Genomic DNA, 26,859 nt, shown 5'->3' on the forward strand with positions numbered 1-26,859 from the left:
GGGTACTCGCCTGGCGACCAAAAAGAGCGCGCTGTCGGTCAACCGGAAAGCGCCTTCGCCGGGGACCAACCGTTTTTGGCCGTCCCGGTCGTCGCACCCACTATGCACAACGTGGACGCCGCAGGGCTCGGGATCGGCGACGACCACCCACCCCGGATCATGGGCGTGCTTAACGTGAGCCGGGAGTCGCCGTACGACCCCAGCGTCTTCGCCGACCCGGACGAGGCGGCCGCTTACGTCGAGGACATGATCGACGCCGGCGCTGACATCGTCGACGTCGGCCTCGAATCGGCCAACAAACGCCTGGAGGTGCTCTCGGCCGAGGAGGAACGCGAGCGCCTCGACACCGCGATCGAGACCATCGACGCCGTCGACGGTGACGCCGTCTTCTCGATCGAAACACGCTACAGCGAGGTCGCCGACGAGGCCCTCTCACGTGGCTTCGACATGGTCAACGACGTCTGTGGCTTCGCCGACCCGGAGATGCCCGCCGTCTGTGCGGCCCACGACGCCGCCGTCGTGAAGATGGCGAGCCCACCGGACCTCGAACGGCCGGGAGCCGTCGGCGAGACGGACTGGACCGAACGCTGCGATGCCGAGTGGGCGGCCGATGCCGACTACGTCGATCAGGTCTACGAAGCGCTCAAACAGGGCGGGTTCACCGAGAAGACGATCGTCGACCCGGCCTTTGGCGGGTGGAGCGAGGCCCAGACCCTCGAAGACGACCGCGAGACGTTCCGGCGGCTGGGAGAGTTCCGCGAACTCGGCCGGCCGATGCTGGTCTCGATCAACCGCAAGAACTTCCTCCGGGAATTCGTCGGGCGGTCGACCGAGGAAGCGCTGCCGGTCAGCCTCGCCGCGACCGCGCTGGCCGTCGAACGCGGGGCGCACGTGATCCGGACCCACGATGTGGCCGAGACGCGAGACGCGGCGATAATCGGCCACGAGTTGGGCGTCGGTCCCGAGGCGTTCGAGTGATGGACTTTGCCACCTGGGAGCCGGTCTACGAGGCCATCCTCGCGGACTTCGGCTACGACCGGGCGGGCGACGAGCGGGCGCGGGACTGGCTGGCGTCGGTGTTCGAGCGCCGCGAAGTCGAGCCATACGAACCAGCGCCGGATGCGTTCGCAGGCGACACCGTCGCCGTCGCCGGTGCCGGGCCGTCGCTGCTTGAGGACGCTGACGTGGTTCGCGAGGCGGACCGCATCGTCGCCGCCTCGACGGCCGCCGATAGCCTCCGCGATATCGGATTCGAGCTCGATTTCGTGGTGACCGACCTGGACAAACACGCCGAGGGAGTGCATGAGTTCACTAAAGAGGGGGTCCCAGTGGCCGTCCACGCTCACGGCGACAACGTGGACGCACTTCGGCAGTACGTCCCGACGTTCGACCTGGCGAGCGTCGTCCCGACGACCCAGGCCGAGCCGACCGGGCCAGTCGCGAACTACGGTGGCTTCACGGACGGTGACCGGGCGGCGTTTCTGGCCGATCATCTGGGAGCCGAGGAGCTCGTCTTCCCCGGGTGGGACTTCGAGGACGACTCGCTGGGGGAGGAGAAGCGGCGGAAACTCCAGTGGGCAAAGCGATTGCTGGTCTGGCTGGAACAGCGTCGAAACGAGCGGTTCGGCATCCTCGACGGGCGGCGCGACGGGATTGACACGCAGATGCTCCCCTAGCGATCGAGACGGGTTCCGAGAAAAGCGCCGATTGCACCGAGCACAAATGCATACGCAAACGAAAAGGCGACCGTTTCGAGCGGTGCAGGTGTCAGGACAACAATTCCCAGTCTCCACCGGACGGCTAGTTCTGCCAGGAAGATCCCCGGGATCGCAAGAAGGACGTATCCGCCAGCCAGCGCCACACCGACCAGCCCGAACGTGACGTGTTCTGTCTCTGAATCGAGAAGGGACTGTCCAACCAGGAGGCCAGCGACAGCCAGTACGAGGACCGGAATCGAGAAATAGACGACATCCGGTATCGTGGAACCGGATTGTTCGAGGATCATGTTGAACCGAACCGTTTCCTGCATCTCACCGTTCGATAACGTTTCGAGGGCGTCCACAAAGTGCGCATTGTAGAAGATCACGCCGATCCCCTTGAGTTTTTGAACATGAGACTCGACGGTCAATGATGCCGGACCCACGTAGAACAGCGCGGTTGTGAGAGCGTAGCCGACGATCCAGGCCACACCACCGGTGACGATTCCTTCTAACCACGGGAACCCACGGACACCTGCCACGCGGTCGTCCGATAACAGCGAACGCTCGGTCTCGTCTACGGAATCGTTTCGTGACACACTCGCATTGACTTCGAATACGGGCAAAAAACCTCCGGCCGGTCTCACTCGTCGTCGGTCTCGAAATCCAGCGCCGCGGAGTTGATACAGTAGCGCTTGCCCGTCGGCTCCGGGCCGTCGTCGAAGACGTGCCCGAGGTGGCCGCCACACTCGGCACACAGCACTTCGGTCCGCTCGCGCCCGTGGCGGGTGTCGAGTTCGGTCTCGACGTTGCCCTCGGCGACCACGTCGGTGAAACTCGGCCAGCCGTGGCCGGACTCGAACTGTGAATCCGTATCGAACAGCGCCGCGCCACAGCCGGCACACCGGAAGACGCCGTCGTCGTCGACGTCGAGGTACTCGCCGCTGAACTTGGGTTCGGTCCCGCGTTCGCGGAGAATGTGGTACTCCTCTTCAGTCAAAACCTCACGCCACTCGTCGTCGGACGCCGGAACGCCGTCGGATTCGGACTTTCCCATACCCAACGAACGTACTCCGGGGGTAAAGACCCACTGAATACGGGAACCCATACCGCCATCGGCGACGGCTCGGTCACTGGTCAGTGGCATCTGTCAGTTCGCCGCCGGGCTGATCTCTTTGCGTTCCCACGGGCGATCGCCGGCGTCCTCTTCCTGTGGCTGTTCGTCTGGGGGCTGTACATGCTCGCCCTCAGCCTCGGTGTCAACGCCGGAGTTCACGTCCCGCTCGGTTGACCCGCGTCGGCATGGCTCGGCGTCGGATCGGACGGCAGTTCGATCCCCGGAGCGCCCGCGAGCGGCGATTAAAGTTGCCGTCGGATCGTTTTCGCCGTCGCTTCACCGACGCCCGGGACGTCTCGGAGTTCCGTCGTCGAGGCCGCCCGGACCCCGTCGACGCCCCCGAACCGCCCCAGCAGCCGCGTCCGAAGTTCGGGACCGACGCCCGGGACGTCGTCGAGTGCCGTCGACACGTCGTCCCTGAGTGTCGTGTGATACTGAACGGCAAAGCGGTGAGCCTCGTCGCGGACGCGCTGGAGCAAGCGCAACTGTGGTGTGTCGTCATCCCAGTCGAACGTCCGCTCGGGAGTGATCACCCGCTCTTCGGCCTTCGCCAGCCCGACCGCAGGGACGTCCCAGCCGACGGCGTCGAGGGCCTCGCGAGCGGCCGCGAGCTGTCCCTCGCCGCCATCGATCAGGAGCAGATCGGGATCCGGCCGGTCGTCCCGCCCTTCGATGGCCCGCTCGGCCCGCCAGCCGATCAGCGACCGCATGGCCGCGTAGTCGTCGTTGCCTTCGGCGAGTTTCTTGCGTCGATAGTCGGGTTTCTCGGGCGACCCGTCGACGAAACAGACGTCACTGCCGACGACCCCCGCGCCGCCGGTATGGCTCACGTCGAACCCCTCGATGCGGGCGGCGGCGTCGAGCCCCAGGACGTCGGCCAGCGCGGCCACGCCGTCGTCCCGCCCCGCCCCCCGTCTGGCGTTCTTCAGCGCCAGGTCGACGAGCGTCGCTTCCCGACCGGCCCCCGGAACGCGAACGTCGACGCCAGCGTCGGATAGCCAGGATTGCACGTCGTCGTCACTCAGTCGGTCGGAGACCAGAAGACGGTCGGGGAGCTCCCGCTCGGCGTAGTACTGGGGGACGAAGGCGGCGAGGACGTCACCGGCCCGCTGGCCATCGGGAGTCTTGACGGCGTGACGCTCCCGGTCGACCAGCGACCCCTCATTGCTGTGGAGGCGCGCGACCGTCGCCGAGTCACCCTCCAGGGCGACCGCCAGCACGTCGGTCGTCCGGTCTTCGGTCGACTCGATGGCCTTCGCGCCACCCGCGTGGAAGGACTCGACGACGTCGAGGCGGTCCCGGAGGTTCGCCGCTCGTTCGAACGCCGCTTCGTCGGCGGCCCGGTCCATCTCCTCGCGGATCGGCTCCGCGAGGACGCCAGTCTCCCCGCGGAAGAACCGGCGGATTGCCGCGACGTCCTCGCGGTAGGCCGCCGGGCTAACCTCGCCGGTACACGGGGCCGAGCAGAGCCCGATGTCGTAGTCCAGACAGGGGCGATCGCGATTGGCGTACTTGTGATCCGAACAGCCACGGAGGCCGAAGGTCTCCCGAATCGCCTTGACGACGGTCTCGACGTCACTCTTGTCGGTGAACGGGCCAAAGACGTCTGCACCTTCGGCTGGATCACGCGTGATCTCGATCCGTGGCGCGGGGTGATCGGTCAGTTGCACGAGCGGATAGGACTTGTCGTCGCGCAGCCGGACGTTGTACCGTGGCTGGTGGCGTTTGATGAGATTCGCTTCGAGGAGGAGCGCCTGCGTCTCGGTGTCGGTGACGACAACGTCGATATCGGCGGCGCGCTCGACCATCCGCCGGATGCGCTCACCCCGGGGATCGGCATACGAACGGACGCGGTCCCGGAGAGCCACGGCTTTGCCGACGTAGAGAACAGTGGCGTCCTCGTCCGAACTATCTACGAACTGATAGACGCCGGGCTCAGTCGGGAGATCGCCAGCACGTGATCGAACCTCGGCCGAGTCCATCGACTCGGGGTACGGCCCAGAGCAAATTGAACGTGGCGTCCTCCCCCCTCGATCGGGGGAGGATCGATCACCGGTCACCCGAGACGATCCAGCGGATCGAGCGATCGTCGATCGTCACTTGCCGAGGAGACGCCGTCCGGGAAGATTGCGTCCCGAAGCCGCCCAACGGTTTCCCCGGCGTCCTCAGTCGAGGCCGCGATCGGGAGGTCCTCGCCGCCGGCGATCGAAAGCACCAGGCGGGTTTCCCGGGAGTAAAGGTAGACCGCGATGGGGACTAGCCCGGCCAGCAGCAACAGCGCGCCGATCATGGCCATATAGTCGTCGAGGCTGTAGATGATCGAGATCATCCCCTGAACCATCCCGAGAATGCCGCCGATGCCGAGTTGGCCGGTACTACCGGTGTCCGTGAGATCGATGTCGCCCATCAGCGCCCCGAAGTCGACGAGCAACCCGACGCCAAGCAGGACGACACCGAACAGACCCGCCCTGAGTCCCGCCAGCAGAAAGCGCGTCTCGCCGTCGGACCTGACGGCGACGTCGGTGACGTTGGGCCGCTCGACCTGCCGGAAGTTCTCGCCGTCCATCTGCGGGGTGAACGCCAGCACGCGGTGAGTCGTGACGACAACGTGGGCGTCACCGGCGGCGACGCGTTCGCTCACGGCTTCACCCTCGTAGAGCAACTCCTCGACGCGATCACTCCAGTCAGCCATCAGTGTCGCTTCGTGATCCGGTTACAAGAAATCACTGGCCGGTAGGCCGACATCGAAGTGGCAGCTATCGGTCGGTGGATACAACCCGCCACCCGTCTAACAATCTTCCATGGCCGAAGAGACCGTCCAGTGCTGGCTCGTCGAACGGGACTTCTACGACGAGGACCTGGTGACACTCGTCTACGCCACGCCCGACGGGTCCCGAGCCGTCACGCAGCAGCGATCGACGGCGCTACTCATGAAAGAACAGGTGACAGCTGCGATCGAGATCGAGCCCGATCGGCTTGAACCCGTCGACGGGGACGAACAGGAGCGATACGCCCGCGAGGCCGAACGGATGGCCGAACAGAACGAGCCTGACGACCCGGTATAGGCGCTCGCCGACGCTCAAAGAACGCTTTGACCGTCCGTGAGGTTTTGAAAGGTACCGTCCGTTGGTATCGATATGGCCTGGATTGGTCTCCATTCCGACGCCCGAACCGGTGACATCGAATCGACGCTCCGGCGTGGGGTACTGGCGATCGGGTTCTGGGGCGCGATCACGCTTCCGCTGATCGGCATACCGCTGCTCGCCGTCGTCCCGGCATCTGCCGACGTCGTCGCGATCGTCCTCGGCGCAAACGTGGTCTGTCTCCTCGTCGGCCAGCACCACAATCCTTCGAATGGGTGGCTTGCCGGATCGATTGAGCATCCCACCGTCAGGGAGGGAGCCCGATGACGGCCACAACGGACACGAAGCGGCAACGATTCAGGGAGTACCTCCGCGAGCAGACGGCCGATGGGGAGTGCTATCTCAAGAGCAAGTTCGTCGCCCGCGATCTCGAACTCGGGACCCGAGAGATCGGACAGCTGTTTGCCGATCTCAGCGACGAGGCGGACGAACTCGACGTCGAGCGGTGGGCCTACTCGAACGCGACGACCTGGCGAGTGGCCCGTCGGTGAGCGGTACATCGATTTTGGAAGGGACTCGTGGTATCGTCACTCTCGGAAGGGTTATGCCCATGCCAGGTGAACATTTGTTTGCAATGGTACACGGAAAAGTGGATTTCTTCCACGACACTGGCGGTTACGGTTTCATTACGACTGAGGACACCGAGGATGACGTATTCTTCCACATGGAGGACGTTGGCGGCCCGGACCTCGAAGAAGGAGCGGACATCGAGTTCGATATCGAGCAGGCCCCCAAAGGCCCGCGCGCGACGAACGTCGTCCGCGCATAGAGCGAATCGCTGTCTCACGGCAGCGCCGTGAGTGCAATTTCGATTTTTGATCATTACGTCAGTAGCGGCCGGTTTGTGACCAACAAATGTCGAGATCGGACCGCCCGGATCGTCCACCCCATGCTTTCATGGGGTCCTATTTCGGGGACGAGTCAGACGGAATCTATCGGAGCGCGTGGATTTTTATTATCCCCTCACCCACAGATGCACATGGGCGAATTCGATCTTGACTTGGGAGCTGTCGAATCGCAGTTGCCCGACGAGGACGACGAGTCACCTCACGGTCGTATCGTCCTCGGCGTTCTCGACGGGACGACTCCGGACGAGGAGTGGATCAGTCTCGTCGACGACGGTGCAGTGCTGGTATTGAATGTCGAGGGGGACGTCAACGAACGGGCGGCCGGCTTTGCCCGGAGGATCCAGGACAGTGGCGGCAGTCTGATGCACTTTCGTGGGTTCCTCGTCGTTTCGCCGCCCGGCGTCGAGATCGACACCGATCGACTGGAATGAATGGTCGGCTGCCGTGACGACCGACGTTGCGTGCAATGGCCGGAGAAACGCTCGCTCGGCACGATTGTCCGCGGACTGACGATTTATACGCGCAGAGCCCGTACGGGTATATATGCCATTGAAGGCCACGGGGCAAGCGATCTTCGATCCGGACGACGGCTGGGCGGGCGGGACGACCTGGATTGCCCACCCCGAGGAGTCGATGCAACGTGCGAGCCACGCACTCTTCGTGGACGATGCGGTGTGGCTCGTCGATCCCGTCGATGCCGACGGGCTGGACGATCACCTCGCCGATCTCGGCGACGTTGCGGGCGTCGTTGTGCTCCTCGACCGTCACAAGCGGGACGCCGATGCGATCGCGCTCCGACACGACGTCCCGGTGTACGTCCCCGAATGGATGGACGGCGTCGCGACGGAGATGACGGCGCCGGTCGAGCGCTTCGGGACGACGCTGGCGGACACCTACACCGTCTATCCGATCAAAGACTCGCGTTTCTGGCAGGAAGCGGCGCTGTACGACGAAGACGAGGGAACGCTCGTGATCCCCGAAGCAGTCGGGACGGCGTCGTACTTCCGGACAGGCGACGAACGCATCGGCGTCCATCCCATGTTGCGGCTCAAACCGCCCCGCCGGCTCCGGGAGTTCAGTCCCGAACGGATCCTCGTCGGCCACGGCGACCCCGTCGTCACGGAGGCGAGTGATGCACTCGCCGACGCGATCGACGGAGCGCGGCGGCGAATCCCGGCGCTGTATGTCGACGCCGCGAAGGACTTCATCTTCGGATGAATCCGGACGCCGACCCGATCTACGCAACCGAGGGGCTGATCGACGTCCTGTTGGAGCAAGCAGCGGAGCGTGCGCCCGATCCAGTCACGATCTCGGTGTCAGTGACGCCCGCCGGCGACTTCGGGGCGCTCGATCTACCCGCCGAGACACCCGTGTTCACCCACCTGTATCTCCCGGATGCCGGCAGTTCCCTGAACTTCGTCTTCGGCGTCGATCTGGGGACACCCGCGGGCCAGACTCAGGGCCGGTTCGTCTCTCACCCCGACGGGCGGCTCGAACTCACCCAGGCCGATGACTTTCACGCAGTGGTATTCGTAGCGGTGCCGCCGTGGGATCGGGATGCAATCGCCGTCTTCGATCGGGACAGTACACCACGCGAGCTTCGGCTGCTCGATGCCGAACCGCCCGAAGAGCGCTTTGGAGAGTGACTATTCCAGATACCCGAGGTCCTGTAGCTGGCTGGTTATCTCCTCGAATTCCGCCTCGGTGAGTTCGTCCGTGCGCTGGTGCTGGATCACGATACTCCGAAGTAGGAATCTGACGAGGTCGCTCGTCGAGGAGAAACTCGTCCCCTCGATCGTGTGTTCGACGCGATCTGCGAGTTCTTTCGGGATCGACACTGTCGTGTATTCGGTCATGTCCACATGGAGGGCTGCAACCGGGTTAGGCGTTTATGTCGTATCCGCATCGGCCTGTCCGACCGGCGGCGTCGACGCTCACCCGAACCCCTCGGATTCGATCCGGTTCGCCGGGACCCCCAGTCGTTCGATCGCCGCGACGAGACTGTACACCATCGCGTTGATGCCACAGGCGTAGACGTCCACGTGGTTCCCGGCTAAGACAAGGCACGAAGTGGAAGTTCTCGCGTTCGCGGGCCAGCTCCCGGAAGGCCGTCCGGTACGGCAGGTCGTCGGCCCACGCCGCGCCGAGGAACAGCCAGACGTCGCGTTGTTTCCCCTGGTACTCGTCGCGACCACTCTCGAACAGATAGTCGATCATGCTCTTGAACGGGGCCACGCCGGTACCCGTCGCGAGAAAGACCATATCCCGTGATGAGGTATCAGCCAGAACGAGTTCCCCATAGGGTCCGCGGACAGTCACCTCGTCGCCGACAGCGATATCGTCACAGATCCGGGGTGAGAGCCGCCCGCCCGGTACCCGCCGCACGCAGATTTCGAGGGTGTCACGCGTGGGTGAACTCGCTAGCGAGTACGCCCGTGACGTTCCATCGTAACGGAGTCCGATGTACTGACCGGCGACGAAATCGACATCGGACTCAGTAACCAACTCGACGCGGGCGAGCATCGGCTTCGGCCGATCGTATCGCTCTGCCAGCGTCGCCACGCGTCGGGCCACGGGCTGATGCCCGTCGGCGACGAGGCGTTCGCGCAAGCCATCCCAGTCGGCCGGCCCCTCGATCGGGCTGTATTCCGGAGCGGACTCGGCGACCCAGCGATTGATCGCCCGCGTGACCTCCGGCCGCCGGTCCTGATCCATCTTCGTGACCCGCGTCACGCGAGCGGATTCCGTGACCAGCGGGAGGTCGGCGATCGCGTCGTGCTGGGATGCGTGGTCCCTGACCTGAGCATCCATACCGGACGCATGAGGCACCGATGGAAATGCATACCGGCCCCGTCAAACGATTCTTCCGCCGGCTCTCCACGTTGACCGGCATCTGCGCACGAAAATGCTCGCTCGGCTGTGCGCGTCTGGCGTGATGCAAATGCCAGTTACATCCGTTGCTCCTCGCGAGATTGCTCGGAGCAAAGCGGTGGGGCTGGGATTTGAACCGAGCCAAGACGGTCCTGCTCACTTCGTTGCGCGGGCTGCGACTTGTCGGCTTCAAATCCAGTTGCACCGCTCAGCGCTCACGTCGTTCGCGCAGAAGCGGTGGGGCTGGGATTTGAACCCAGGAGGCTTGCGCCACCGGTTTTCAAGACCGGCGCAATGGGCCGCTCTGCCACCCCACCACGATAGCCTGGACGACCATGTCTCGGTATGGCCACACCGGCGATCACTCAGGTGCGTTTGCCAGCACCAACACGTGCCAAACCGGATCCGAGCGGTCGCGTGTGCGATTGGCTGTGGCATCTAAACGAATGAACACACTGAATTTCAAGCTGTCGTTCTCAGTCGTGGCCTGACGGGTTGCCGTGACGCCCCGAACGGGACCTGACGACCACGATCAGAGGGATAGCTGTCGTACTCGTGGTCCGCTACTGCAGCGACATGGGCAACACAGCAACGGGCCAAACGCGTTTGGTGATCCAGGTCCTCCCTATGAGCATGTCTACTGTCGAGTTTTGGGGCCACGTCGACCAATCGCGCGACGGAACTGACCACGTGGAAACAGGCACCGCTGTCCATACCACCAGACACTGCTGATGAGTGACGAATCGACGGCCGAAACAGGAGAAAACGACACAGTGACTGTGACGGTCTTTGACGGCGAGACTCGGACCGAGGTATCAGTCACGCGCGGCCGGACACTTCGTGACGTGCTCCTCGAACAGGGATTCTCTCCGTACACACGGCTGACAGCGTCAGCGAACTGCGGCGGCCGTGGGCTCTGTGCGACCTGTGGCGTGCGGTTGCATGATGGGCCGCCGCCGAAGCACTGGCACGATCGACTGGCAGCCCGGTTTGGCTACCCCCGCCTGTCCTGTCAGGTGACCGTCGAGGCCGATCTCACCGTCGAACTGGTCGCGGACAAACGCATCTGGGGATCTCGGAACGCCACCGAAAACGATTCCCGGTGACGGCCGGCCCACGGCTCGAAACTTCGCGCCCACAGCCCTGACCTTTTGATGGTTGAGTCCGAGTATCCCCTATGGATCGTGAACTCTCCTTGCCGGTGGCTGTGGGGGTCATCCTCGCAGTTATCGCCGCCGGCACTGGTGGACTGATCGTGGCACCGATCGGGATGACGGCCGAGACGACGCTGATGATGGTACTGCCATCGATGGTCGGGTTCGCCGCTCTCGTGTTCGTCGTCGGTGTCATGCATGGCCAGTACCGCGCGAACATGTAGTCCGACTTCGGTCGCTGCCGGCCGACCGGCAAGTTTTTTCGCCGCCTGCACCGAGCCAGGGACATGACTGATCGCGATCCGCTGTCGGCGGTCTCGCCGCTCGATGGCCGCTACGCCCGCTACACCGACCCGCTGGTGCCCTACGCCAGCGAATCGGGACTGATCCGCGCCCGCGTTCGCGTGGAAGTCGAGTACCTGCTCGCGCTCGCCGACCTCGACGCGACGCCCCTCGAAATCGACGACGACCAGCGCGCGACACTTCGGGCCGTCTACGAGGACTTCGACGACGAGGACGCCGCCCTGGTCAAGCAGATCGAAACCGAAGGGACCGAGACGTACGACGCGACCAACCACGACGTTAAGGCCGTCGAGTACTTCCTCCGGGAGCGACTGCCCGCCGATCTCGACGCCGAACAGTGGCTGCACTTCGGGCTCACCAGCGAGGACGTCAACAACCTGGCCCAGCGAATCCTGGTGAAGCCTACTGTCGAGGACGTCCTCCTGCCTGCCCTGCGGGACGTCCGCGATGCACTCGTCGAACTTGCCCAGACCTATCGGGACACGCCGATGCTCGCCCGGACCCACGGCCAGCCGGCCACGCCGACGACCTTCGGCAAAGAGATGGCCGTCTACGCCTCGCGACTCGGCCGTGCACTCGGGCGAATTCAGTGGGCGACGGATGGGCTCTCCGGGAAACTCGCCGGCGCGTCGGGGACCTACGCCGCCCACCACGCGGCCTACCCCGATGTCGACTGGCCGGCCTTCGCGCTGGGGTTCGTCGACTCGCTCGGGCTCGACCACGAACCACTCACGACGCAGGTCAACCCGTGCGATGATCTCGCGACGCTGTTCGGCGCACTCCAGGGCGCGAACCGGATCTTGCTTGACCTCGACCTCGACGCCTGGCTGTACGTTTCGGATCGCTATCTCGGCCAGCGATCCGTCGACGGTGAAACCGGTTCCTCGACGATGCCACACAAGGTCAACCCGATCGACTTCGAGAACAGCGAGGGCAACCTCTCGAAGGCCAACAGCGATCTGGACTTTCTGGCGGGGTACGTCACCAACTCCCGACTCCAGCGTGACCTCTCCGACTCGACGGTCAAGCGCAACATCGGCGGCGCGCTCGCTCACTGTCTGATCGGCTACGAGAAACTTCAGCAGGGGCTCGGGAAGGTCGTCCCCAACGAGACAGTCATGCGTGAGGACCTCGAGGCGACCCCCGCCGTCATCGGCGAGGCTGTCCAGACGATCCTCCGACGGGAGGGCTACACCGACGCCTACGAGCGCGTCAAAGAACACACCCGCGGTGAGTCGATCACGATGGCAGACTTCGAGGCGTTGTTTGCGGATCTCGATGTCGATCCGGCGGTCAGGGATGAACTCGAAGCCTTGACGCCGGCATCGTATACGGGTATCGCCGACGAACTGGCTGACGTTCAGTAGCCGGGAGCCGACGCGTTCGCTCTCCCGTTGGGACACGCCGTCTTCGACCTATCGCTCAGGCATATCGATACCCTCTTTTCCCCGCCTGTGGGATCTATCGCCATGACGAAACAGATCGCCGCCATTCCGGGCGACGGCATCGGTCAGGAAGTGCTCCCCGCGGCCATCGACGTCCTCGAAGCGCTCGATCGTGATTTCGAGTTCGTCGAGGGACGCGCGGGCAACGCCGTCTACGAACGTGAGGGCACGCCCCTGCCTGAAGAAACGCGTGAACTCGCCCGCGAGGCCGACGCGACGCTGTTCGGTGCCGCAGGGGAACTCGCGGCCGACATCATCCTCCCGCTCCGCCAGGACGTCGAGTCCTTCGCCAACATCCGCCCGGCTCGCGCGTACCCGGGTGTCGACGCTGTCAAACCCGAGACCGATCTGGTTTTCGTCCGGGAGAACACCCAGGGCGTCTACGCCGGCTTCGAATCCGATCTCACTGACGACGTCGCGACGTTGACGCGTCTCATCACCAAAGACGCCTCCCGGAAGATCGCCGAGTACGGCTTCGAGTACGCCGACGAGCACGACGCCGACCGGATCACCGTCGCCCACAAAGCCAACGTGATGCGAAAGACCGACGGGCTGTTCGTCGACACCGCCGCCGAGGTCGCCGAGGAGATGGACGTCGAATACGACGAGGCGCTGATCGACGCGCTGGCGATGCACCTCGTCTTGCACCCCGAGGATTACGACGTGATCGTGACGCCGAACCTCGCCGGCGACGTGCTCTCGGACCTCGCAGCGGGCCTCGTCGGCGGGCTCGGCATGCTGCCAAGCGCCAACGTCGGCGAGGACAACGCGCTGTTCGAACCCGTCCATGGCTCGGCCCCCGACATCGCCGGTGAGGGCGTTGCCAACCCGTCGGCGATGATCCTCTCGGCCGCCATGATGCTCGAGTACTTCGACTACGACGAGGACGGCCAGCGTGTCCGCAACGCCGTCGAGACCGTGCTCGAAGACGGACCGCGGACCCCTGACCTCGGTGGGGACGCCTCCACCGAGGAGTTCACCGACGCCGTTCTCGAACAGCTTTGAACGGCTGATAGTGCCTCCCTGGCGGCTTGCGGGCCGGCAATCGCACTCGGTACGTCGAGACCGACCTTCTTAAGGCGGAGTAGTGCAACGCTCAGAGGGAAAACGGGACTGTCGGCACGCCGACGGCCCGGAGGAGATCACCATGATACTGACAGTCACACCGAATCCGGCGGTCGATCAGACGATCGAGATGGACGAAGAGGTTCAAGCCGATACCGTCCAGCGAAGTACAGACGCACAGTTCAACTCCGGCGGGAACGGCATCAACGTATCACAGTTCGTCCGCGCTTTGGGGTCGGAAACAGTCGCAACGGGTTTCATCGGCGGCTTCACCGGCTACTTCATCGAGCAGGATCTCGTCGAGTACGACGTACCGACCGATTTCGTCGAGGTCGACGGCGAAACCCGGATCAATACGACACTGCTGACGCCCGAAAGCGAGTACCACATCAATCAGTCCGGCCCGTCGGCTGACCGAGACGCCGTCGACGAACTGATCGAAACGCTCCAGGATCACGAGCCCTCGGTGATCAACATCGGCGGCAGCCTGCCGCCGGAGATGGACGCTGCTGACGTCGACCGGATCGCGTCGGCCGGCGACTGGGACACGGCCCTCGACGTTCACGGCGAACTGATGATCGAACTCGACGGGGAGTACGAATACTGCAAACCCAACCGCGAGGAACTGACGGCCGCGACCGGGATCGAGGTCGAGACCATCGACGACTGTGCGGAGGCGGCCGGCCAGCTTCAGGAGCGGGGCTACGAGCGCGTCATCGCGTCGATGGGCGGCGACGGGGCAGTGCTGGTCACGCCCGAGGAGACGCTGTATGCGCCGCCGCTCGACGTCGACGTTGTCGACACCATCGGTGCCGGTGACTCGATGTTCGCCGCCGTGCTGTGGGCCTACGAGCAGGGCTGGGACGACGAACGCGCGCTCCGTGCCGGGGTCGCGACCTCGGCCCAACTCGTCAGCGTCAAGGGGCCGAGCGTCCACGAACTCGATCCCGAAGCGACGATGGACGAGGTTCGCGTCTGGTCGATGCGAGCGTGAGTGTCACCGTCCGGGAGTGAGCGGGTGGGGTCGCGAGTAAAATCAGTCGGCAGGAAATTCCGCATACGTTATTACGACGGCACCGAAACGACGACTCGGTGACCTACTGATGCCGTTTTACGGCGGAGACGAACTCGGAAACGTGTACGACGAGGCTCTCGACGGAGGGTTCGGACTCGTCGCGAGTAACGTCGCGGAACCGAACACGATGATGGGGCTCATGGAGGGAGCCGACCAGGCCGATTCGGACCTGCTCATCCAGATGAGCGCCGGTGCCTGCCGCTTTGCGGGCAACGGGGACGCCGAGGCGGGCCTGCGCTCGATGGGGACGTATATCGACACCATCGCCGAGCAGTACGACATCGGCGTCTTCCTCAACATGGACCACCAGACGGACATGGACTTCATCGACATGCAGGTCGAGACGGCCATCCCCTCCTCGATCATGATCGACGCCTCCCACGAGGACTTCGAGGAGAACGTCGCCCGCTCGAAGAAGGTCGTCGAAAAGACCGAGCAGGCCGACGAGGAGATCCTCGTCGAGGCCGAACTCGGCCAGATCAAGGGTGTCGAGGACGAGATCGTCGCCGAGGAGGCGTTCTATACGGACCCCGAGCAGGCCGTCGAGTTCGTCGATCGGACGGGCTGTGACCTGCTGGCGATCTCGGTGGGGACCCAGCACGGCGTCGCCAAAGGAAAAGACCTCGATCTCAAGCCCGACCTCGCGACGGAGATCCGGGAGGCCCTCTCGGATCACGGCCTGGATACGCCGCTGGTCCTGCACGGCTCGTCCGGCCTGCAGCCCGATCAGCTGTCTGACTTCATGAACCGTGGGATCTGCAAGGTCAACAAGGACACCCGGTACCAGTACGAGTACACGCGGACGCTCTATGACCTCTACCGGGAGGAACCGAACGACATCGTCCCGCCGGAGGGCATCGAGGACCAGCGGGATTCGTTCTTCAACGACGTCGACTGGTCGCCCAACAAGGACCGCTTCGATCCCCGCGTCGGCGGTCGCGACGTCCGCGAGCGGATCGCCGAAGTCTATGCCGGCCTCGCGGACGTCTCGGGCAGCGCCGGTCGAAGCCTCTACAAGTAGCACTCTACCGGTAGTTTCTCGACGTAACCGTTTTACAACCGGCGTTCGGATGGAGGGCCTCCAGAACGCTTTTTGCCGATGTCGTCGTCTATCTACGTAAGCGGCGACGCTATCGTCACGAATCACGACACCATGGAAACCCTGCCACTGTCCTCAACACCGCGGTTCGAACCCCTCGTTGCACCGGCAGGTATCCAAGTCGTCGATCCGATCGACGGCGGGCAGTTTACGTTTCTGACGCCCGAGCCCGTCGAGACGGACCCCGCACCCGAGGACGCGTTACCGGTTCCGGTCGACGGCGCAGTCTCGGTCGATACCGACGTGATCCGAACCCCGTATCTCGTCGGCGTCTGGATCAGAAACGGGGAGTTCGATCTCGTCGAGCAATGTACCGGGGGCGATCAGGTGTCACTTCCCGACGGACGATACGTCGTCGAGTTTTCGTCCGTCCAGCTCAAACTCTATCTCGGGATCGACGGGCCTGCAACCGTCGATGCGACGGGTGATCTCGTCGAATTTTCGACGCCGGGACAGTCCGACGTGGTGATCGGGCTCCGTTCGTATCACGAACAACCCGCACGGACGATCACGACGACAGAGAGCCCACATGACGTCATGAAGGCGATTTCACAGTTCCGTGGTGCGCTGAAGACCACGTCACCGGAGCGGTCGTTTCCAACGCTTCGCGGTCATCCCCCGCTGGTGGAGTTCGGCGAGGAGTTTTCCGCACCTGGTGGTACTCGGCTGTCTCCGGCGTCGCTGTCGATCGAATTGCCACCCCGCTGGGATCGCATCTTGCCAGCCGCGCCGCTGTCGTACTATCTCGATGCGGAACTCGTCCCCGGTGAACAGGCACAGTTGCATATCGACGGGCAGACGGTTCCGCTCGTGGGGCCGGACGGCTACGAACAGCGGCTTGCCAAGATCCTCAAGCACGTGTTCACGCTTGATTGCGTAGTCCGGACGGAAGGGCTGTACAACGTTGATCTCCACGAGCGGTCGGTGATCGAGGAACACACCGATCTGGATCTCGACCGACTGTACGACCTGTCACTTGCGGAGCGAACGCAGGCGTACCTTGAGGTTCCCTTCGAGGCCGTCGAACCTGCCACACCGGAGTGGAAGCTGACGGCTGACGTCCAGCCGGATCCCGAGAACGTTCCCGTGTTACCGTTCCTGGCTTCGGACCTTGCCATGATTCGGGCGACGGGAGACGACGACATCGAACCGGAAGACCTCTCTGAGGCCTCACCGGATGTCGAATCGTTCTTCCGAGACGGTCCGACGATGCCTGACCGGCCGGTATTGCTTCGCGGGGCTGCCGACGTGCGATCAAAGACCACGTCAGAGGACTCGACGGTGGCAGAACGAGTCTTCCGGCCGGATCCCACTGACAGCCTGATGCACACGTTCGTCGGTGACGGGATCCCGCTGGGTGCCACCAAGATGACGCCCGAGATGTTCCGCCGCCGTCTGGAGTACGAACCAGTCGAGTCCGACCGGGTTCGGGTCGACGTCATCGTCAACGAGGAAGCGATGAGCGACGAAACAGCCGTCTCGGACGTCTACGGAACGCGCGACTGGATCGACTTCGACGTCACGATCCACTCGGATCTCACGCAGGGCGAACTCGCCGATGTCTTCCAGCGCGATACTGACTTTCTCCACTATATCGGCCACGTCGACGACAACGGATTCAAGTGCAGTGACGGATATCTCGATGTCCGATCGCTGTCGTCAGTCAATCTTAGCGGGTTCCTACTCAATGCCTGCCAGTCCTACGAGCAGGGCAAAGCACTGGTTGACGCGGGCGCAGTCGGCGGGATCGTCACGCTGGCGAACATTCCGAATCCGACCGCGACGCGGATTGGGAAGGCTATCGCCCGGCTTTTGAATACAGGATTCTCGATAGCGACGGCGCGTTCACTGCTCGAAAACGATGAGCAACTTGCAAGTCGGTATATGGTGATCGGTGACGGCCACACAAACATTGTGGAGAACCAATCTGGTGCCCCATACGTGATAAATATACAAGAGAAGATAAATGGCGAAATATCGCTCGACATCTGGGGCTATCCAATTGCAAGGATTTCGATCGGTGGTTTGAGAAGTTGGCACTCAAATCTGTTTGATGCAAACTATATCAACCCTACCGTCATTGAGGATACACAAATTAGTATCGAACAATTCAATGAGTTTATGGATAGTGAGAACAATCCTCTCTTATTTAACGGCGAGCTCAGCTGGAAGAGCTCAATCGATGTCGATTAAGGACCAACCGTAACAGACGCATTTACGCCTGCCGCTGCTCCCATCTGCGTCAGCAGAACGAGGAGCATGAACAGGACGCCGATCATTCGCGGGTGCTGTGCCAGGAAGCTCGTTTCCTCCGAGTCTGAGTGGCTCATAGCCACTTACGCATTTATTCCATTGATAAAAATATATTTCTAAAATGATCTAATACAACTATATTTAATACAAATAAGGATAATTTTAAATGTATAATAGCGGCAGTACGATCCTTTCCACGAATGGGTGCTATCATCACCCAAGCCGCGATATCTCGGTTTCTGCCGTAACTTACTTAATTGTTAATATTGTAATCGGAACCAGGCAACACAGATGAGTCAACTGAGCATTACACACCAGGGGTGTGACTTGGCGTGAGTTTTGATGTCCCTGACGCCGACGGCCCACCGCAAGAAGCAGCGAACGTCCTGTGTATCTCGCCCGAGATCAGCACGTCCAAAGAGGAGTGCTGCGAGGAATTGTTGACGCGGCGCGGCGCACCTGACCGAATCGTGGGCGTCACCGTCGCCTCGTCGCCCGGGAGTCGGATGGCTGAGTGGGGCAACGCGATCAACCCCATGACGACCGATCTGACCTTCATCGATGTCTCCCACGGCGGCCGTTCGGCCGCGATGTCCGCCGACGGGTTCGGCGGTCAAAACGGCGCACTCGTCGACATCGTCGAAGTGCAGGACGTCGACCTCCGCCAGATCGGCAAGGAACTCACCAACCAACTCGACAGCGATAGTGACGAAACGGTCGTGGTCTGTCTCGATTCGTTGACGGACCTGTTGCAGTTCGATTCCGAAGAGACGCTGACTCGGTTTCTCCACGTGCTCACCACGCGTGTGAGCGAGGCGGGAGCCTCCGCCCACTACCACATCGACGCCCACGGGCATCCTGAACGCGTCTTCGAGACGCTTTCGCCGTTGTTCGATGCGACTGTTCGGGCTGAGTCGGACCTCTAGCGCGTCACAAGATTGAGTCCCCGGGGCCCTGCGAACGGAAGCCGTTCATTTTTATTCGTCCCGTCGAAATTCGTCGATACGATGGCCCCGACCCAGGCCGTGTTGGTCAGTGCCCCTGACGAAGCAGTGTCGTCGTTGATCGCTCCGCTCCGGGATCGATGGTCGACACGGACTGCAACGACGCCGGCTGAAACCAAGACGAGCCTCGACGAACGAGTCGCCGTCGTTATCATTGATCCGGCAGTTGAGTCGCTATCAATCGACGATCTCGCGACCATGATCAACGATCGGGTCCCGGACGCTCAAATTCTCCAGTTCGGCCAGAGCAACGGTCCGAGTGCGGGGACCGCTGACGCGGTTCTCACTCGTGGTGCCGACGAAGAAACGCTTTGTTCGACTGTCGATCGTCTCCAGCGTAGAGCCCGATACAAGAGATTGCTCTCGCGGTTTTATGCGAAATCCCGATCCCGGGGCGAACAGCCTCCAGAAGAGCAAACTGACGAAGGTGCCCTGAAAATCGCCGATCTCAAGTCCGAACTCGACGAAGTTGCGGCTGAGTTGGACGATGAAGATCTCTTCGATGCTGCCTTGGAATGACAACGAAGTGGTTCGGTAACTCCGGGTTCTAGACGTACGGCAGCGACTGTGCGGTCCGGTCGATCTCGTTTTCGTTAGCGCTCATCAGTGCCGTCGTGTCCCAGATCCCTTCGACCAAGGCCTGACGCTGTGCGTCGTCGACTGTGACCTCGACGGTCCGGTCGCCGTAGGTAACCGTCTCACTCTCGACGTCGATGTCGATCTCGGCGTCGGGATTGTTCTCGATCCAGTCCTGGAGGTCGGCGATCGTCTCGTGATCGGCCGTTACGGTCGGCATCCCGAGCGCGAGGCAGTTGCCCGCGAAGATTTCGGCGAAGGACTCGCCGATGAACGCGTCGATCCCCCAGCGCATCAGCGCCTGGGGGGCGTGTTCCCGCGAGGAGCCACACCCGAAGTTGTCGTTGACGACCATGACTGAGGCATCGCGGAACCGATCCTCGTTCATCGGATGGTCCTTCTGGTTGTCTTCGTCATCGTAGCGGACGTCGAAAAAGGCAAACTGCCCCAGGCCGTCGAAGGTGACGACCTTCATGAACCGGGCGGGGATGATCTGGTCGGTGTCGATGTCGTTGCCCCGGATGGGCACGCCCGTTCCCGTCACTTCGCGCACTTCGGGGATGTCGGCATCGAAGTCGCTCATGCGGGGGTCACCTCCGGCAGTTCGCGCACGTCAGTCACTTCGCCCGTCACGGCCGCGGCGGCGACCATCTGGGGGTTCATCAGGACCGTCCGGCCGTCCTTGGACCCCTGGCGACCGACGAAGTTCCGGTTCGAGGAGGACGCGGAGGCCTCGTCGCCCTCCAACTGGTCCTCGTTCATGCCCAGACACATCGAACAGCCGGCGTTGCGCCACTCGAAGCCGGCCTCGCGGAAAATATCCGCCAGGCCTTCCTCTTCGGCGGCTTGCTGGACGCGCTGGCTGCCGGGGACGACCATCGCCCGGACGCTGTCGTCGACCTGGCGGCCCTCGACGATGTCCGCGGCCCGACGCAGGTCGGGCAGGCGGGCGTTCGTACACGAGCCCAGGAAGACCACGTCGATGTCGTAGCCCGCCATGGGCTCACCGGGCTCGACGCGCATGTGCTCCTGGGCGCGACGCGCGGTGTCCTGCTTGTCCTCGGGCAGATCCTCGGGGTGGGGGATCGGCTCCGAAATGCCGATGCCCTGGCCCGGCGTCGTGCCCCACGTGACGACCGGTTCGAGTTCGCTCGCGTCGATGTGAACCACGTCGTCGTACTCGGCGTCCGCGTCGCTCCGGATCGACTCCCAGTAGGGCTTCAACTCGTCGAAGGCCTCGGGGTTCTCCTGGAAGTAATCGGTGTTCCGCATCCACTCGTAGGTGGTCTCGTCGGGGTTGACGTAGCCCGCGCGAGCGCCGCCCTCGATGGACATGTTACAGATCGACATGCGGCCTTCCATGTCGAGGTTCTCGATGGCCTCGCCGGCGTACTCATAGACGTAGCCGACGCCGCCATCAGTTCCGAGGCGACGGATGATCTCCAGGATGATGTCCTTGGCCTCGACGCCCGGCCCCAGTTCGCCGTCGACCTGGATCTTTCGGACTTTCTGTTTCTCCATGGCGATACACTGGGTGGCCAGGACGTCCCGGATCTGGGAGGTCCCGATGCCGAAGGCCAGCGCGCCAAAGGCGCCGTGGGTCGAGGTGTGGCTGTCGCCACAGACGATGGTCTTGCCGGGCTGGGTGATGCCCTGCTCCGGGCCGATGACGTGGACGATGCCCTGATCGCCCGTCGTCGGATCGGAAAATTCGATGCCCGCGTCGCGGGCGTTTTCCTCCAACTCGCTCATCATCTCCTCGGCCGCGTCATCGCTGTAGGGCCGGGACTGGTCGCTCGTCGGGACGATGTGATCGACCGTCGCGTGGGTCAGATCCGGCCGGGCGACCTCGATATCGCGCTCCCGGAGCATCCCGAAGGCCTGCGGGCTGGTGACCTCGTGGATGAGGTGCAGCCCGACGAACAGTTGATCCTGTCCGTTGGGGAGTTGCGTTACCTTGTGCTCGTCCCATACCTTGTCGTACAGCGTTCCCTGACTCATACTCGTCCTCTGTCTGTCGTGTGCGTTCGATAACGTGATTGCATTGTCTCAGTCGCTCACTCGGCGGCCTCGTCCCAGGAGAACAGCTCCCGGAGGGGCTCGCCGACTTCCTCGATTTCGTGGTTCTGCTCGGCCTCGCGCAGCTGCTTGTAGCTGGGCCGGTTGGTCTGGTTCTCGGAGATCCACTCCTTGGCGAAGGTGCCGTCCTGGACCTCTTCGAGGATCTGCTCCATGCCCTCGCGGGCGGAGTCGTCGATGACGTACTCCCCGCGGGTCAGCCCGCCATACTCGGCGGTATCGGAGACGGAGTTCCACATTTCCATCAGCCCGCCCTCGTAGACCAGGTCGACGATCAGCTTCAGCTCGTTGAGGACCTCGAAGTAGGCCATCTCGGGGCTGTAGCCCGCGTCGACCAGGGTCTCGTAGCCGACCTTCATCATCTCGGTGACGCCGCCACAGAGGACGGCCTGCTCGCCGAAGAGGTCGGTCTCGGTCTCCTCGCGGAAGGTCGTCTCGATGACGCCCGCCCGCGTACAGCCGATCGCCTTCGCGTACGCGAGGGCCTGTTCCTTGGCCTCGCCACTCTCGTCCTGGTAGACGGCGACGAGCCCAGGGGTACCTTCACCGCGCTGGTAGGTCCGCCGGACCAGGTGGCCCGGTGACTTCGGGGCGACCATCGCTACGTCGACGCCTTCCGGGGGTTCGATCTGGCCGTAGTGGATGTTGAACCCGTGGGCGAACTGCAGTGTGTCCCCCGGTTCCAGGCTGTCCTCGATCTGGTCGTAGACGACCGGCTGGACGTTGTCCGGGACGAGCATGACGACGATGTCGCCCTCGGCCGCTGCCTCGGGGGGCGTCTCGACCTGCATGCCGGCGTCCTCGGCGACCGGGCGGTCCTCGTTGCCCTCGGGCAGGCCAACGACCACGTCGACGCCGCTGTCGTCGAGATTCTGGGCGTGGGCGTGGCCCTGGCTGCCAAAGCCAAGGACCGCTACCGTCGCGTCTTCGAGATACGATTCGTCCGCGTCGTCGTCGTAGTAGACAGTCGTGTCGAATTCGTCAGTCATCGGTAGTGTGTCGTCTTCGTTTCCGGATGGGTCAGTGTTCAATCTATCGTGTCGGCGTGCTCGGTCGTCGAACTACTCCTCGCTCATGTGCCCGTTGGCGTCCATCGTCTCCGCGCCGCGTTCCAGCGCCGCCGCGCCGGTGCGGACGACCTCCTCGACCTCGAACTGCTCGAAGGCCTCGACCGCGGCGTCGATCTTCTGCTTGCTGCCCGTAATCTCGACCGTCACGGCGTTCGTCGAGGCGTCGACGGCCTGGCCGCCGTACATCTCCGCGACCGACTGGATGTCGTCGGGCTTCTCGCCGCGAACCTTCACGAGGGCGAGTTCCCGCCGCATCGCCTCGGGCTTCAGTTCCTCGACGGCGATCGTGGGGACGAGCTTCTCGAGTTGCTTCTTGGCCTGCTCGATGCCCGGTTCGGCCTCCTCGATGACGATCGTCATCCGGGCGATGTCGTCGTCGGTCGTCGGCCCGACGGTGAGGCTCTCGATGTTGAACTGCCGGCGACTGAACAGCCCCGACACTTCGGCGAGGACGCCGGGCTCGTGTTCGACCAGCGCCGACAGCACGGCCATCCGGGGCTGGTGGGTCGCCTCCGCTTCCGGATCGATACGAATACCTTGCTCGTTGCGCCGCCCCTCGGGTCGCATCCGCTCGTCGGGGGCCGGCCCTGGGAGTTCGCCACTGCTCATTTACAGTCCCTCCAGTTGTTTCTCCGAGAGTGCAAACAGTCCGTTGTCGCCGCCGCTCGGGACCATGGGATAGACGTTCTCGCCGGGATCGATGATCGCGTCGATCACCGCCGGGCCGTCGTACTCGCGTGCTTCCTTGATGACTTCCTCAACCTCGTCGTGGTCCTCCAGTCTGAACCCGCGTGCGCCGAAGGACTCCGCCAGCAGATCGAACTCCGGCACCCACTGGTACTCGCTGGCCATCCGTCGACCCTCGTAGAAGCCGTCCTGCCACTGGCGGACCATCCCGATCGCCTCGTTGTTGAGGATGACGTACGTGATGTCCAGATCCTCGCGGACCGCCACGGACAACTCCTGCATCGTCATCAGGAACGAGCCGTCGCCGTCGAAGGCGACGACCTCCCGGTCGGGGGCGGCCAGCTTCGCGCCGATGGCCGAGGGGACACCGTAGCCCATCGTCCCCAGGCCATTCGAGGAGACCCAGGTCCGGGGTTCGGTGTAGGTCCAGAACTGGCAGGCCCACATCTGGTGTTGGCCGACGCCCGTGGTGACGATCGCGTCGTCGTCGGCCATCTCGGCGAAGCGCTCGACGACGTGCTGGGGTTTGATCGGCTCGTCCTCGGGTGCTTCGTAGTCCAGCGGGTATTCGTCCTTCCAGGTCTGGCACTGCTCGCGCCACTCGTCGGCGTCGGGCGCGTCCGTTAGCTCGTCCTCGAGCTGTTCGAGGACGCGCTCGGCGTCGCCCAAAAGCGGGTAGTCGGCGTAGATGTTCTTGTTGATCTCGGCGGCATCGATCTCGACGTGGATGACCTCGGCGTCGGGCGCGAAACTGTCGACACCACCAGTCAGCCGATCGTCAAAGCGCGTCCCGACGCCGATCAACAGGTCCGTGTTCGTGATCGCCAGGTTTGCCGCGCCGGTGCCGTGCATCCCCGCCATCCCCAGCGAGAGGTCATCCGTCTCCGGGAAGCTTCCCAGCCCCGGCATGGTCGTGATCACCGGGATGTCGTACTTCCGGGCGAACGCGCGCAACTCGTCGCTGGCTTCGCCCTTGATGACGCCGCCGCCCGAGAGGATGACCGGCCGATCGGCGTCCTCGATCGTTTCGGCCGCGGCCTCGATGACAGCCTCGTCGGCAGTCTCCGGCGGGTGATAGGTATCGGGCGTCTCCGGGGAGACCGGCTGGACGTCGGTCTCTGCCTTGCTTGCGTCCTTCGGGAGATCGACCAGCGTCGGCCCCTGGCGACCGGACTCGGCCAGGGCGAACGCCTCGCTGACGTCAGCACCTAGCGTGTCCGGGTCGCCGGCGAAGTAGTTGTTCTTGGTGATGGGCTGGGTGATCCCCACCGTATCGACTTCCTGGAAGGCGTCGTTGCCGACGAAGTCAGTCGCGACCTGGCCGGTCAGCGCGATCATCGGATCGGAGTCCATCGAGGCGTCGGCGATGCCCGTCACGAGGTTCGTCGCGCCCGGGCCGGAGGTCGCCATCGCGACGCCCGGTTCGCCCGAGACGATGCCGTAGGCGTCGGCGGCGTGGGCCGCACCCTGCTCGTGGGCCATCGTGATGTGCTCGATGTCCGAGTCGTACAGGGCGTCGTAGACGGGCATGATCGCCCCGCCCTGGACGCCGAAGGCCATGTCGACGCCGGCCTCTTCGAGGGCGATGATCGCCGCTTCCGCGCCCGTCGTTACCTCGCGCGCGTCGTCGGCTTCGTCCTCGTCATCGGCAGCATCTGTCGAGGGATCCGGCTCGCGGTCCTGGTGGAACGCGCGTTCGCTCATGGTCGATACCTCCGTGTCGTGGCCGGTCGTGAGCGCGTGGCTCGCGGACGCGGCGTCGGTGAATCCTGGGATGTCATGGTTCGCTTGTGTGTCATGGCTGGCGTCGAGTCGCTAGTAGCTGCAGCGCCGTCCGATCGTCGTGGAAATGGGGTACTGTCGGGGCTATGCCGCCCCTACAATACCGACAAGAAGCAGGTCGGCCGCGTCGCTGTCGCCGGATCGAACGCCGGATGTGGACAGCGGACGCATCAGTATCGGAACATCGCCGTCGTTCATTATAAACGTTCCGTGAGACGATTTCCCGAACGCCCGAGCGAGCGCCGTACAGCGGCCGCTGATCGATCCGGGCGAGCGACGTGGACGACATGGTCAGGCGCGGACCTCCTCGCGCGCCCGGTCGACGTCCACGTCGCGGGCGAACCGTTCGAGGACGTCCATCGTGATGCGGTTTTGCTCCGCGCCGTACTCCTTGACGCGGCGAGTCACCGTCCGGACCTCTTGCTCGGTCGGCTCGAAGCCGGCCTCGACGAGGCGCTCCCGGACCGAGTGCTGGCCGGTGTGTTTTCCGAGGACGAGTTCGCGCTCGGCACCGACCATCTCGGGAGTCATCACGCCAGGCTCGAACGTATCGCTGTTTTCGATGACGCCGGCGGCGTGGATGCCCGACTCGTGGGAGAAGGCGTTCGCCCCAACGACGGGCTTGTTGCCCGGCGTGTCGACGCCGCTTTTCTCCTCGATGAGCCGGGAGAGCTCCGTGATCCGGGTCGTGTCGATGCCCGTATCCACGTCATACAAGCTCTCCAACGCCATGACGACTTCTTCGTAGGCGGCGTTGCCGGCCCGCTCGCCGATGCCGTTGACGCTGACCTGGGCCTGTGCGCCGCCGGCCTCGAAGCCCGAGAGGGCGTTGGCCGTCGCCAGCCCGAAGTCGTCGTGTGTGTGCACGTCGACGCGTGCGTCCGTGTGGGCGACGACCGTGCCAACCATCTCCTGGAATCGACCGGGCGTCGCGACCCCGGTCGTGTCGGGGATGTTGATCCAGTCGGTGCCCGCCTCGGTGACGGCCTCGACGACGTCGATCAGGAAGTCCTCGTCGGTGCGAGTGGCGTCCATCGGCGAGAACATACACTCGACGCCGGCGTCTTTGACGCGCTCGACGGACTCGACGGCCCGTTCGACGGCGTCCTCGCGGGTCGCGTGCATCGAATCCTGGAGCTGGATGTCGCTTGTCGAGACGAACACGTGGATCAACTCGACGCCCGAGTCGATGGCCGCCTCGACGTCCTTCTCGACGACGCGGGCGAGCCCGCAGGTGGTCGTCGTGGTACTTTCGGCGATATCGCGTACCGCCTCGAACTCCGCGTCGGAGTTGACGGGAAACCCCGCTTCGATGACGTGGGTGCCCATCTCGTCGAGCACCGCCGCTATCTCTCGTTTGTCTTCGTAGGAAAACGAGGTTCGCGGCGTCTGTTCCCCGTCGCGAAGCGTGGTGTCGAAAATTCGTGCGTCCGTGATTTCGGACGTACTATCGAGTGTGCCCTGGAAGAACTCGATCCGCCGGGGATCCCGACGTAACCTCGTGCGTATTGGACATTTGCAACCGAATTGACGGCGTGGTCGTATTTAACTTCTTCGAGGTTCCGTCCCCATATTCAAAAGGTTCTTCGAG

29 protein-coding genes, 1 tRNA gene and 2 pseudogenes are annotated in these 26,859 nt (G+C 63.6%); 18 read left to right on the plus strand and 14 right to left on the minus strand.

Going from position 1 to position 26,859, the window contains the following annotated elements:
- Positions 1-102: 102 nt before the first annotated feature.
- Together folP and SVXhr_RS09690 are read left to right on the plus strand one after the other, a co-directional pair.
- A pseudogene (gene folP / locus SVXhr_RS09685) lies at positions 103-942 on the plus strand (dihydropteroate synthase); the annotation flags it as partial.
- Positions 943-977: 35 nt separating this feature from the next.
- On the plus strand, positions 978-1,676 hold the full coding sequence (locus tag SVXhr_RS09690; protein ID WP_275737006.1) for a 6-hydroxymethylpterin diphosphokinase MptE-like protein: 699 nt from the start codon (positions 978-980) through the stop codon (positions 1,674-1,676).
- Here the strand turns inward: SVXhr_RS09690 and SVXhr_RS09695 are convergent.
- From SVXhr_RS09695 to SVXhr_RS09715, 5 genes are all read right to left on the minus strand, one after another.
- Complete coding sequence (locus SVXhr_RS09695; RefSeq protein WP_275737007.1) at positions 1,673-2,296, minus strand: hypothetical protein; 624 nt, start codon at positions 2,294-2,296, stop codon at positions 1,673-1,675. The genes SVXhr_RS09690 and SVXhr_RS09695 overlap by 4 nt on opposite strands.
- 44 nt (positions 2,297-2,340) lie before the next feature.
- Positions 2,341-2,754, minus strand: coding sequence for a peptide-methionine (R)-S-oxide reductase MsrB (gene msrB / locus SVXhr_RS09700; RefSeq protein WP_275737008.1), 414 nt, complete (start codon positions 2,752-2,754; stop codon positions 2,341-2,343).
- A 93-nt stretch (positions 2,755-2,847) separates the two neighbouring features.
- Entirely contained in the window at positions 2,848-2,973 is a 126-nt protein-coding gene (locus tag SVXhr_RS09705; RefSeq protein WP_275737009.1) for a hypothetical protein, read from the minus strand.
- 83 nt (positions 2,974-3,056) lie between these two features.
- Positions 3,057-4,796 carry an excinuclease ABC subunit C gene (locus tag SVXhr_RS09710; RefSeq protein WP_275737010.1) on the minus strand — a complete coding sequence of 580 codons (1,740 nt, stop codon included), beginning with the start codon at positions 4,794-4,796 and terminating at the stop codon, positions 3,057-3,059.
- 74 nt (positions 4,797-4,870) lie between these two features.
- A complete protein-coding gene (locus tag SVXhr_RS09715) occupies positions 4,871-5,506 on the minus strand; it encodes a hypothetical protein (RefSeq protein WP_275737011.1) in 636 nt (211 codons plus the stop codon).
- Between the two features lie 109 nt (positions 5,507-5,615).
- Here SVXhr_RS09715 and SVXhr_RS09720 point away from each other — a divergent pair, with 109 nt between their 5' ends.
- From SVXhr_RS09720 to SVXhr_RS09750, 7 genes are all read left to right on the plus strand, one after another.
- Positions 5,616-5,879 carry a hypothetical protein gene (locus tag SVXhr_RS09720; protein WP_275737012.1) on the plus strand — a complete coding sequence of 88 codons (264 nt, stop codon included), beginning with the start codon at positions 5,616-5,618 and terminating at the stop codon, positions 5,877-5,879.
- 72 nt (positions 5,880-5,951) lie between these two features.
- On the plus strand, positions 5,952-6,224 hold the full coding sequence (locus SVXhr_RS09725) for a hypothetical protein (protein WP_275737013.1): 273 nt from the start codon (positions 5,952-5,954) through the stop codon (positions 6,222-6,224).
- Positions 6,221-6,448 carry a hypothetical protein gene (locus SVXhr_RS09730; protein WP_275737014.1) on the plus strand — a complete coding sequence of 76 codons (228 nt, stop codon included), beginning with the start codon at positions 6,221-6,223 and terminating at the stop codon, positions 6,446-6,448. The genes SVXhr_RS09725 and SVXhr_RS09730 overlap by 4 nt, the downstream gene beginning before the upstream one ends.
- Positions 6,449-6,531: 83 nt before the next feature.
- Positions 6,532-6,726: a cold shock domain-containing protein gene (locus tag SVXhr_RS09735; RefSeq protein ID WP_275737015.1), complete on the plus strand. Its 195-nt coding sequence runs from the start codon at positions 6,532-6,534 to the stop codon at positions 6,724-6,726.
- A 210-nt stretch (positions 6,727-6,936) separates the two neighbouring features.
- On the plus strand, positions 6,937-7,236 hold the full coding sequence (locus SVXhr_RS09740; RefSeq protein ID WP_275737016.1) for a DUF5779 family protein: 300 nt from the start codon (positions 6,937-6,939) through the stop codon (positions 7,234-7,236).
- Positions 7,237-7,348: 112 nt separating this feature from the next.
- Complete coding sequence (locus tag SVXhr_RS09745) at positions 7,349-8,023, plus strand: hypothetical protein (protein ID WP_275737017.1); 675 nt, start codon at positions 7,349-7,351, stop codon at positions 8,021-8,023.
- A complete protein-coding gene (locus tag SVXhr_RS09750; RefSeq protein WP_275737018.1) occupies positions 8,020-8,451 on the plus strand; it encodes a hypothetical protein in 432 nt (143 codons plus the stop codon). Before SVXhr_RS09745 ends, SVXhr_RS09750 begins: the two co-directional genes overlap by 4 nt.
- Here the strand turns inward: SVXhr_RS09750 and SVXhr_RS09755 are convergent, their stop codons facing one another.
- The 3 genes and pseudogenes from SVXhr_RS09755 to SVXhr_RS09765 form a co-directional block, all read right to left on the minus strand.
- On the minus strand, positions 8,452-8,661 hold the full coding sequence (locus SVXhr_RS09755; protein ID WP_275737019.1) for a ribbon-helix-helix domain-containing protein: 210 nt from the start codon (positions 8,659-8,661) through the stop codon (positions 8,452-8,454). It lies immediately after the preceding gene.
- Positions 8,662-8,739: 78 nt separating this feature from the next.
- Positions 8,740-9,616, minus strand: a pseudogene (locus SVXhr_RS09760) (FAD-binding oxidoreductase).
- A gap of 295 nt (positions 9,617-9,911) precedes the next feature.
- Positions 9,912-9,993 (minus strand) — tRNA-Ser (locus SVXhr_RS09765).
- A gap of 414 nt (positions 9,994-10,407) precedes the next feature.
- Between SVXhr_RS09765 and SVXhr_RS09770 the strand changes: the two genes are divergently transcribed.
- The 9 genes from SVXhr_RS09770 to SVXhr_RS09810 all read left to right on the plus strand — a co-directional run bounded on the left by SVXhr_RS09770 (position 10,408) and on the right by SVXhr_RS09810 (position 19,593).
- Positions 10,408-10,782, plus strand: a complete 375-nt coding sequence (locus tag SVXhr_RS09770; RefSeq protein ID WP_275737020.1) for a 2Fe-2S iron-sulfur cluster-binding protein — start codon at positions 10,408-10,410, stop codon at positions 10,780-10,782.
- Between the two features lie 71 nt (positions 10,783-10,853).
- Positions 10,854-11,054, plus strand: coding sequence for a hypothetical protein (locus SVXhr_RS09775; protein WP_275737021.1), 201 nt, complete (start codon positions 10,854-10,856; stop codon positions 11,052-11,054).
- A 63-nt stretch (positions 11,055-11,117) separates the two neighbouring features.
- Positions 11,118-12,500, plus strand: a complete 1,383-nt coding sequence (purB, locus tag SVXhr_RS09780) for an adenylosuccinate lyase (protein ID WP_275737022.1) — start codon at positions 11,118-11,120, stop codon at positions 12,498-12,500.
- A gap of 102 nt (positions 12,501-12,602) precedes the next feature.
- The gene (locus SVXhr_RS09785; protein WP_275737023.1) at positions 12,603-13,583 is read left to right on the plus strand and encodes an isocitrate/isopropylmalate dehydrogenase family protein; all 981 of its coding nucleotides are present in this window, start codon (positions 12,603-12,605) and stop codon (positions 13,581-13,583) included.
- Positions 13,584-13,725: 142 nt separating this feature from the next.
- Positions 13,726-14,637 (plus strand): 1-phosphofructokinase, encoded by a 912-nt coding sequence (pfkB, locus tag SVXhr_RS09790; RefSeq protein WP_275737024.1) that lies wholly within the window; start codon positions 13,726-13,728, stop codon positions 14,635-14,637.
- Positions 14,638-14,746: 109 nt separating this feature from the next.
- Complete coding sequence (gene fba, locus SVXhr_RS09795) at positions 14,747-15,739, plus strand: class II fructose-bisphosphate aldolase (protein ID WP_275737025.1); 993 nt, start codon at positions 14,747-14,749, stop codon at positions 15,737-15,739.
- Positions 15,740-15,817: 78 nt separating this feature from the next.
- Entirely contained in the window at positions 15,818-18,010 is a 2,193-nt protein-coding gene (locus SVXhr_RS09800; protein WP_275737026.1) for a hypothetical protein, read from the plus strand.
- A 392-nt stretch (positions 18,011-18,402) separates the two neighbouring features.
- Positions 18,403-18,996 (plus strand): hypothetical protein, encoded by a 594-nt coding sequence (locus SVXhr_RS09805; protein ID WP_275737027.1) that lies wholly within the window; start codon positions 18,403-18,405, stop codon positions 18,994-18,996.
- 81 nt (positions 18,997-19,077) lie between these two features.
- Entirely contained in the window at positions 19,078-19,593 is a 516-nt protein-coding gene (locus SVXhr_RS09810) for a hypothetical protein (protein ID WP_275737028.1), read from the plus strand.
- Between the two features lie 28 nt (positions 19,594-19,621).
- Here SVXhr_RS09810 and leuD read toward each other — a convergent pair whose 3' ends face one another.
- The 6 genes from leuD to SVXhr_RS09840 all read right to left on the minus strand — a co-directional run bounded on the left by leuD (position 19,622) and on the right by SVXhr_RS09840 (position 26,777).
- Entirely contained in the window at positions 19,622-20,233 is a 612-nt protein-coding gene (gene leuD / locus SVXhr_RS09815) for a 3-isopropylmalate dehydratase small subunit (RefSeq protein WP_275737029.1), read from the minus strand.
- Positions 20,230-21,651 carry a 3-isopropylmalate dehydratase large subunit gene (gene leuC, locus SVXhr_RS09820; protein ID WP_275737030.1) on the minus strand — a complete coding sequence of 474 codons (1,422 nt, stop codon included), beginning with the start codon at positions 21,649-21,651 and terminating at the stop codon, positions 20,230-20,232. Before leuC ends, leuD begins: the two co-directional genes overlap by 4 nt.
- Before the next feature lie 56 nt (positions 21,652-21,707).
- Positions 21,708-22,718 carry a ketol-acid reductoisomerase gene (gene ilvC, locus SVXhr_RS09825; RefSeq protein WP_275737031.1) on the minus strand — a complete coding sequence of 337 codons (1,011 nt, stop codon included), beginning with the start codon at positions 22,716-22,718 and terminating at the stop codon, positions 21,708-21,710.
- 72 nt (positions 22,719-22,790) lie between these two features.
- The gene (ilvN, locus tag SVXhr_RS09830; RefSeq protein ID WP_275737032.1) at positions 22,791-23,408 is read right to left on the minus strand and encodes an acetolactate synthase small subunit; all 618 of its coding nucleotides are present in this window, start codon (positions 23,406-23,408) and stop codon (positions 22,791-22,793) included.
- A complete protein-coding gene (gene ilvB / locus SVXhr_RS09835) occupies positions 23,409-25,190 on the minus strand; it encodes a biosynthetic-type acetolactate synthase large subunit (RefSeq protein ID WP_275737033.1) in 1,782 nt (593 codons plus the stop codon).
- Positions 25,191-25,559: 369 nt separating this feature from the next.
- Complete coding sequence (locus tag SVXhr_RS09840) at positions 25,560-26,777, minus strand: 2-isopropylmalate synthase (protein ID WP_275740922.1); 1,218 nt, start codon at positions 26,775-26,777, stop codon at positions 25,560-25,562.
- Between the last annotated feature and the right edge of the window lie 82 nt (positions 26,778-26,859).

Source organism: Halorhabdus sp. SVX81 (assembly GCF_029207715.1).
GTDB lineage: Archaea > Halobacteriota > Halobacteria > Halobacteriales > Haloarculaceae > Halorhabdus.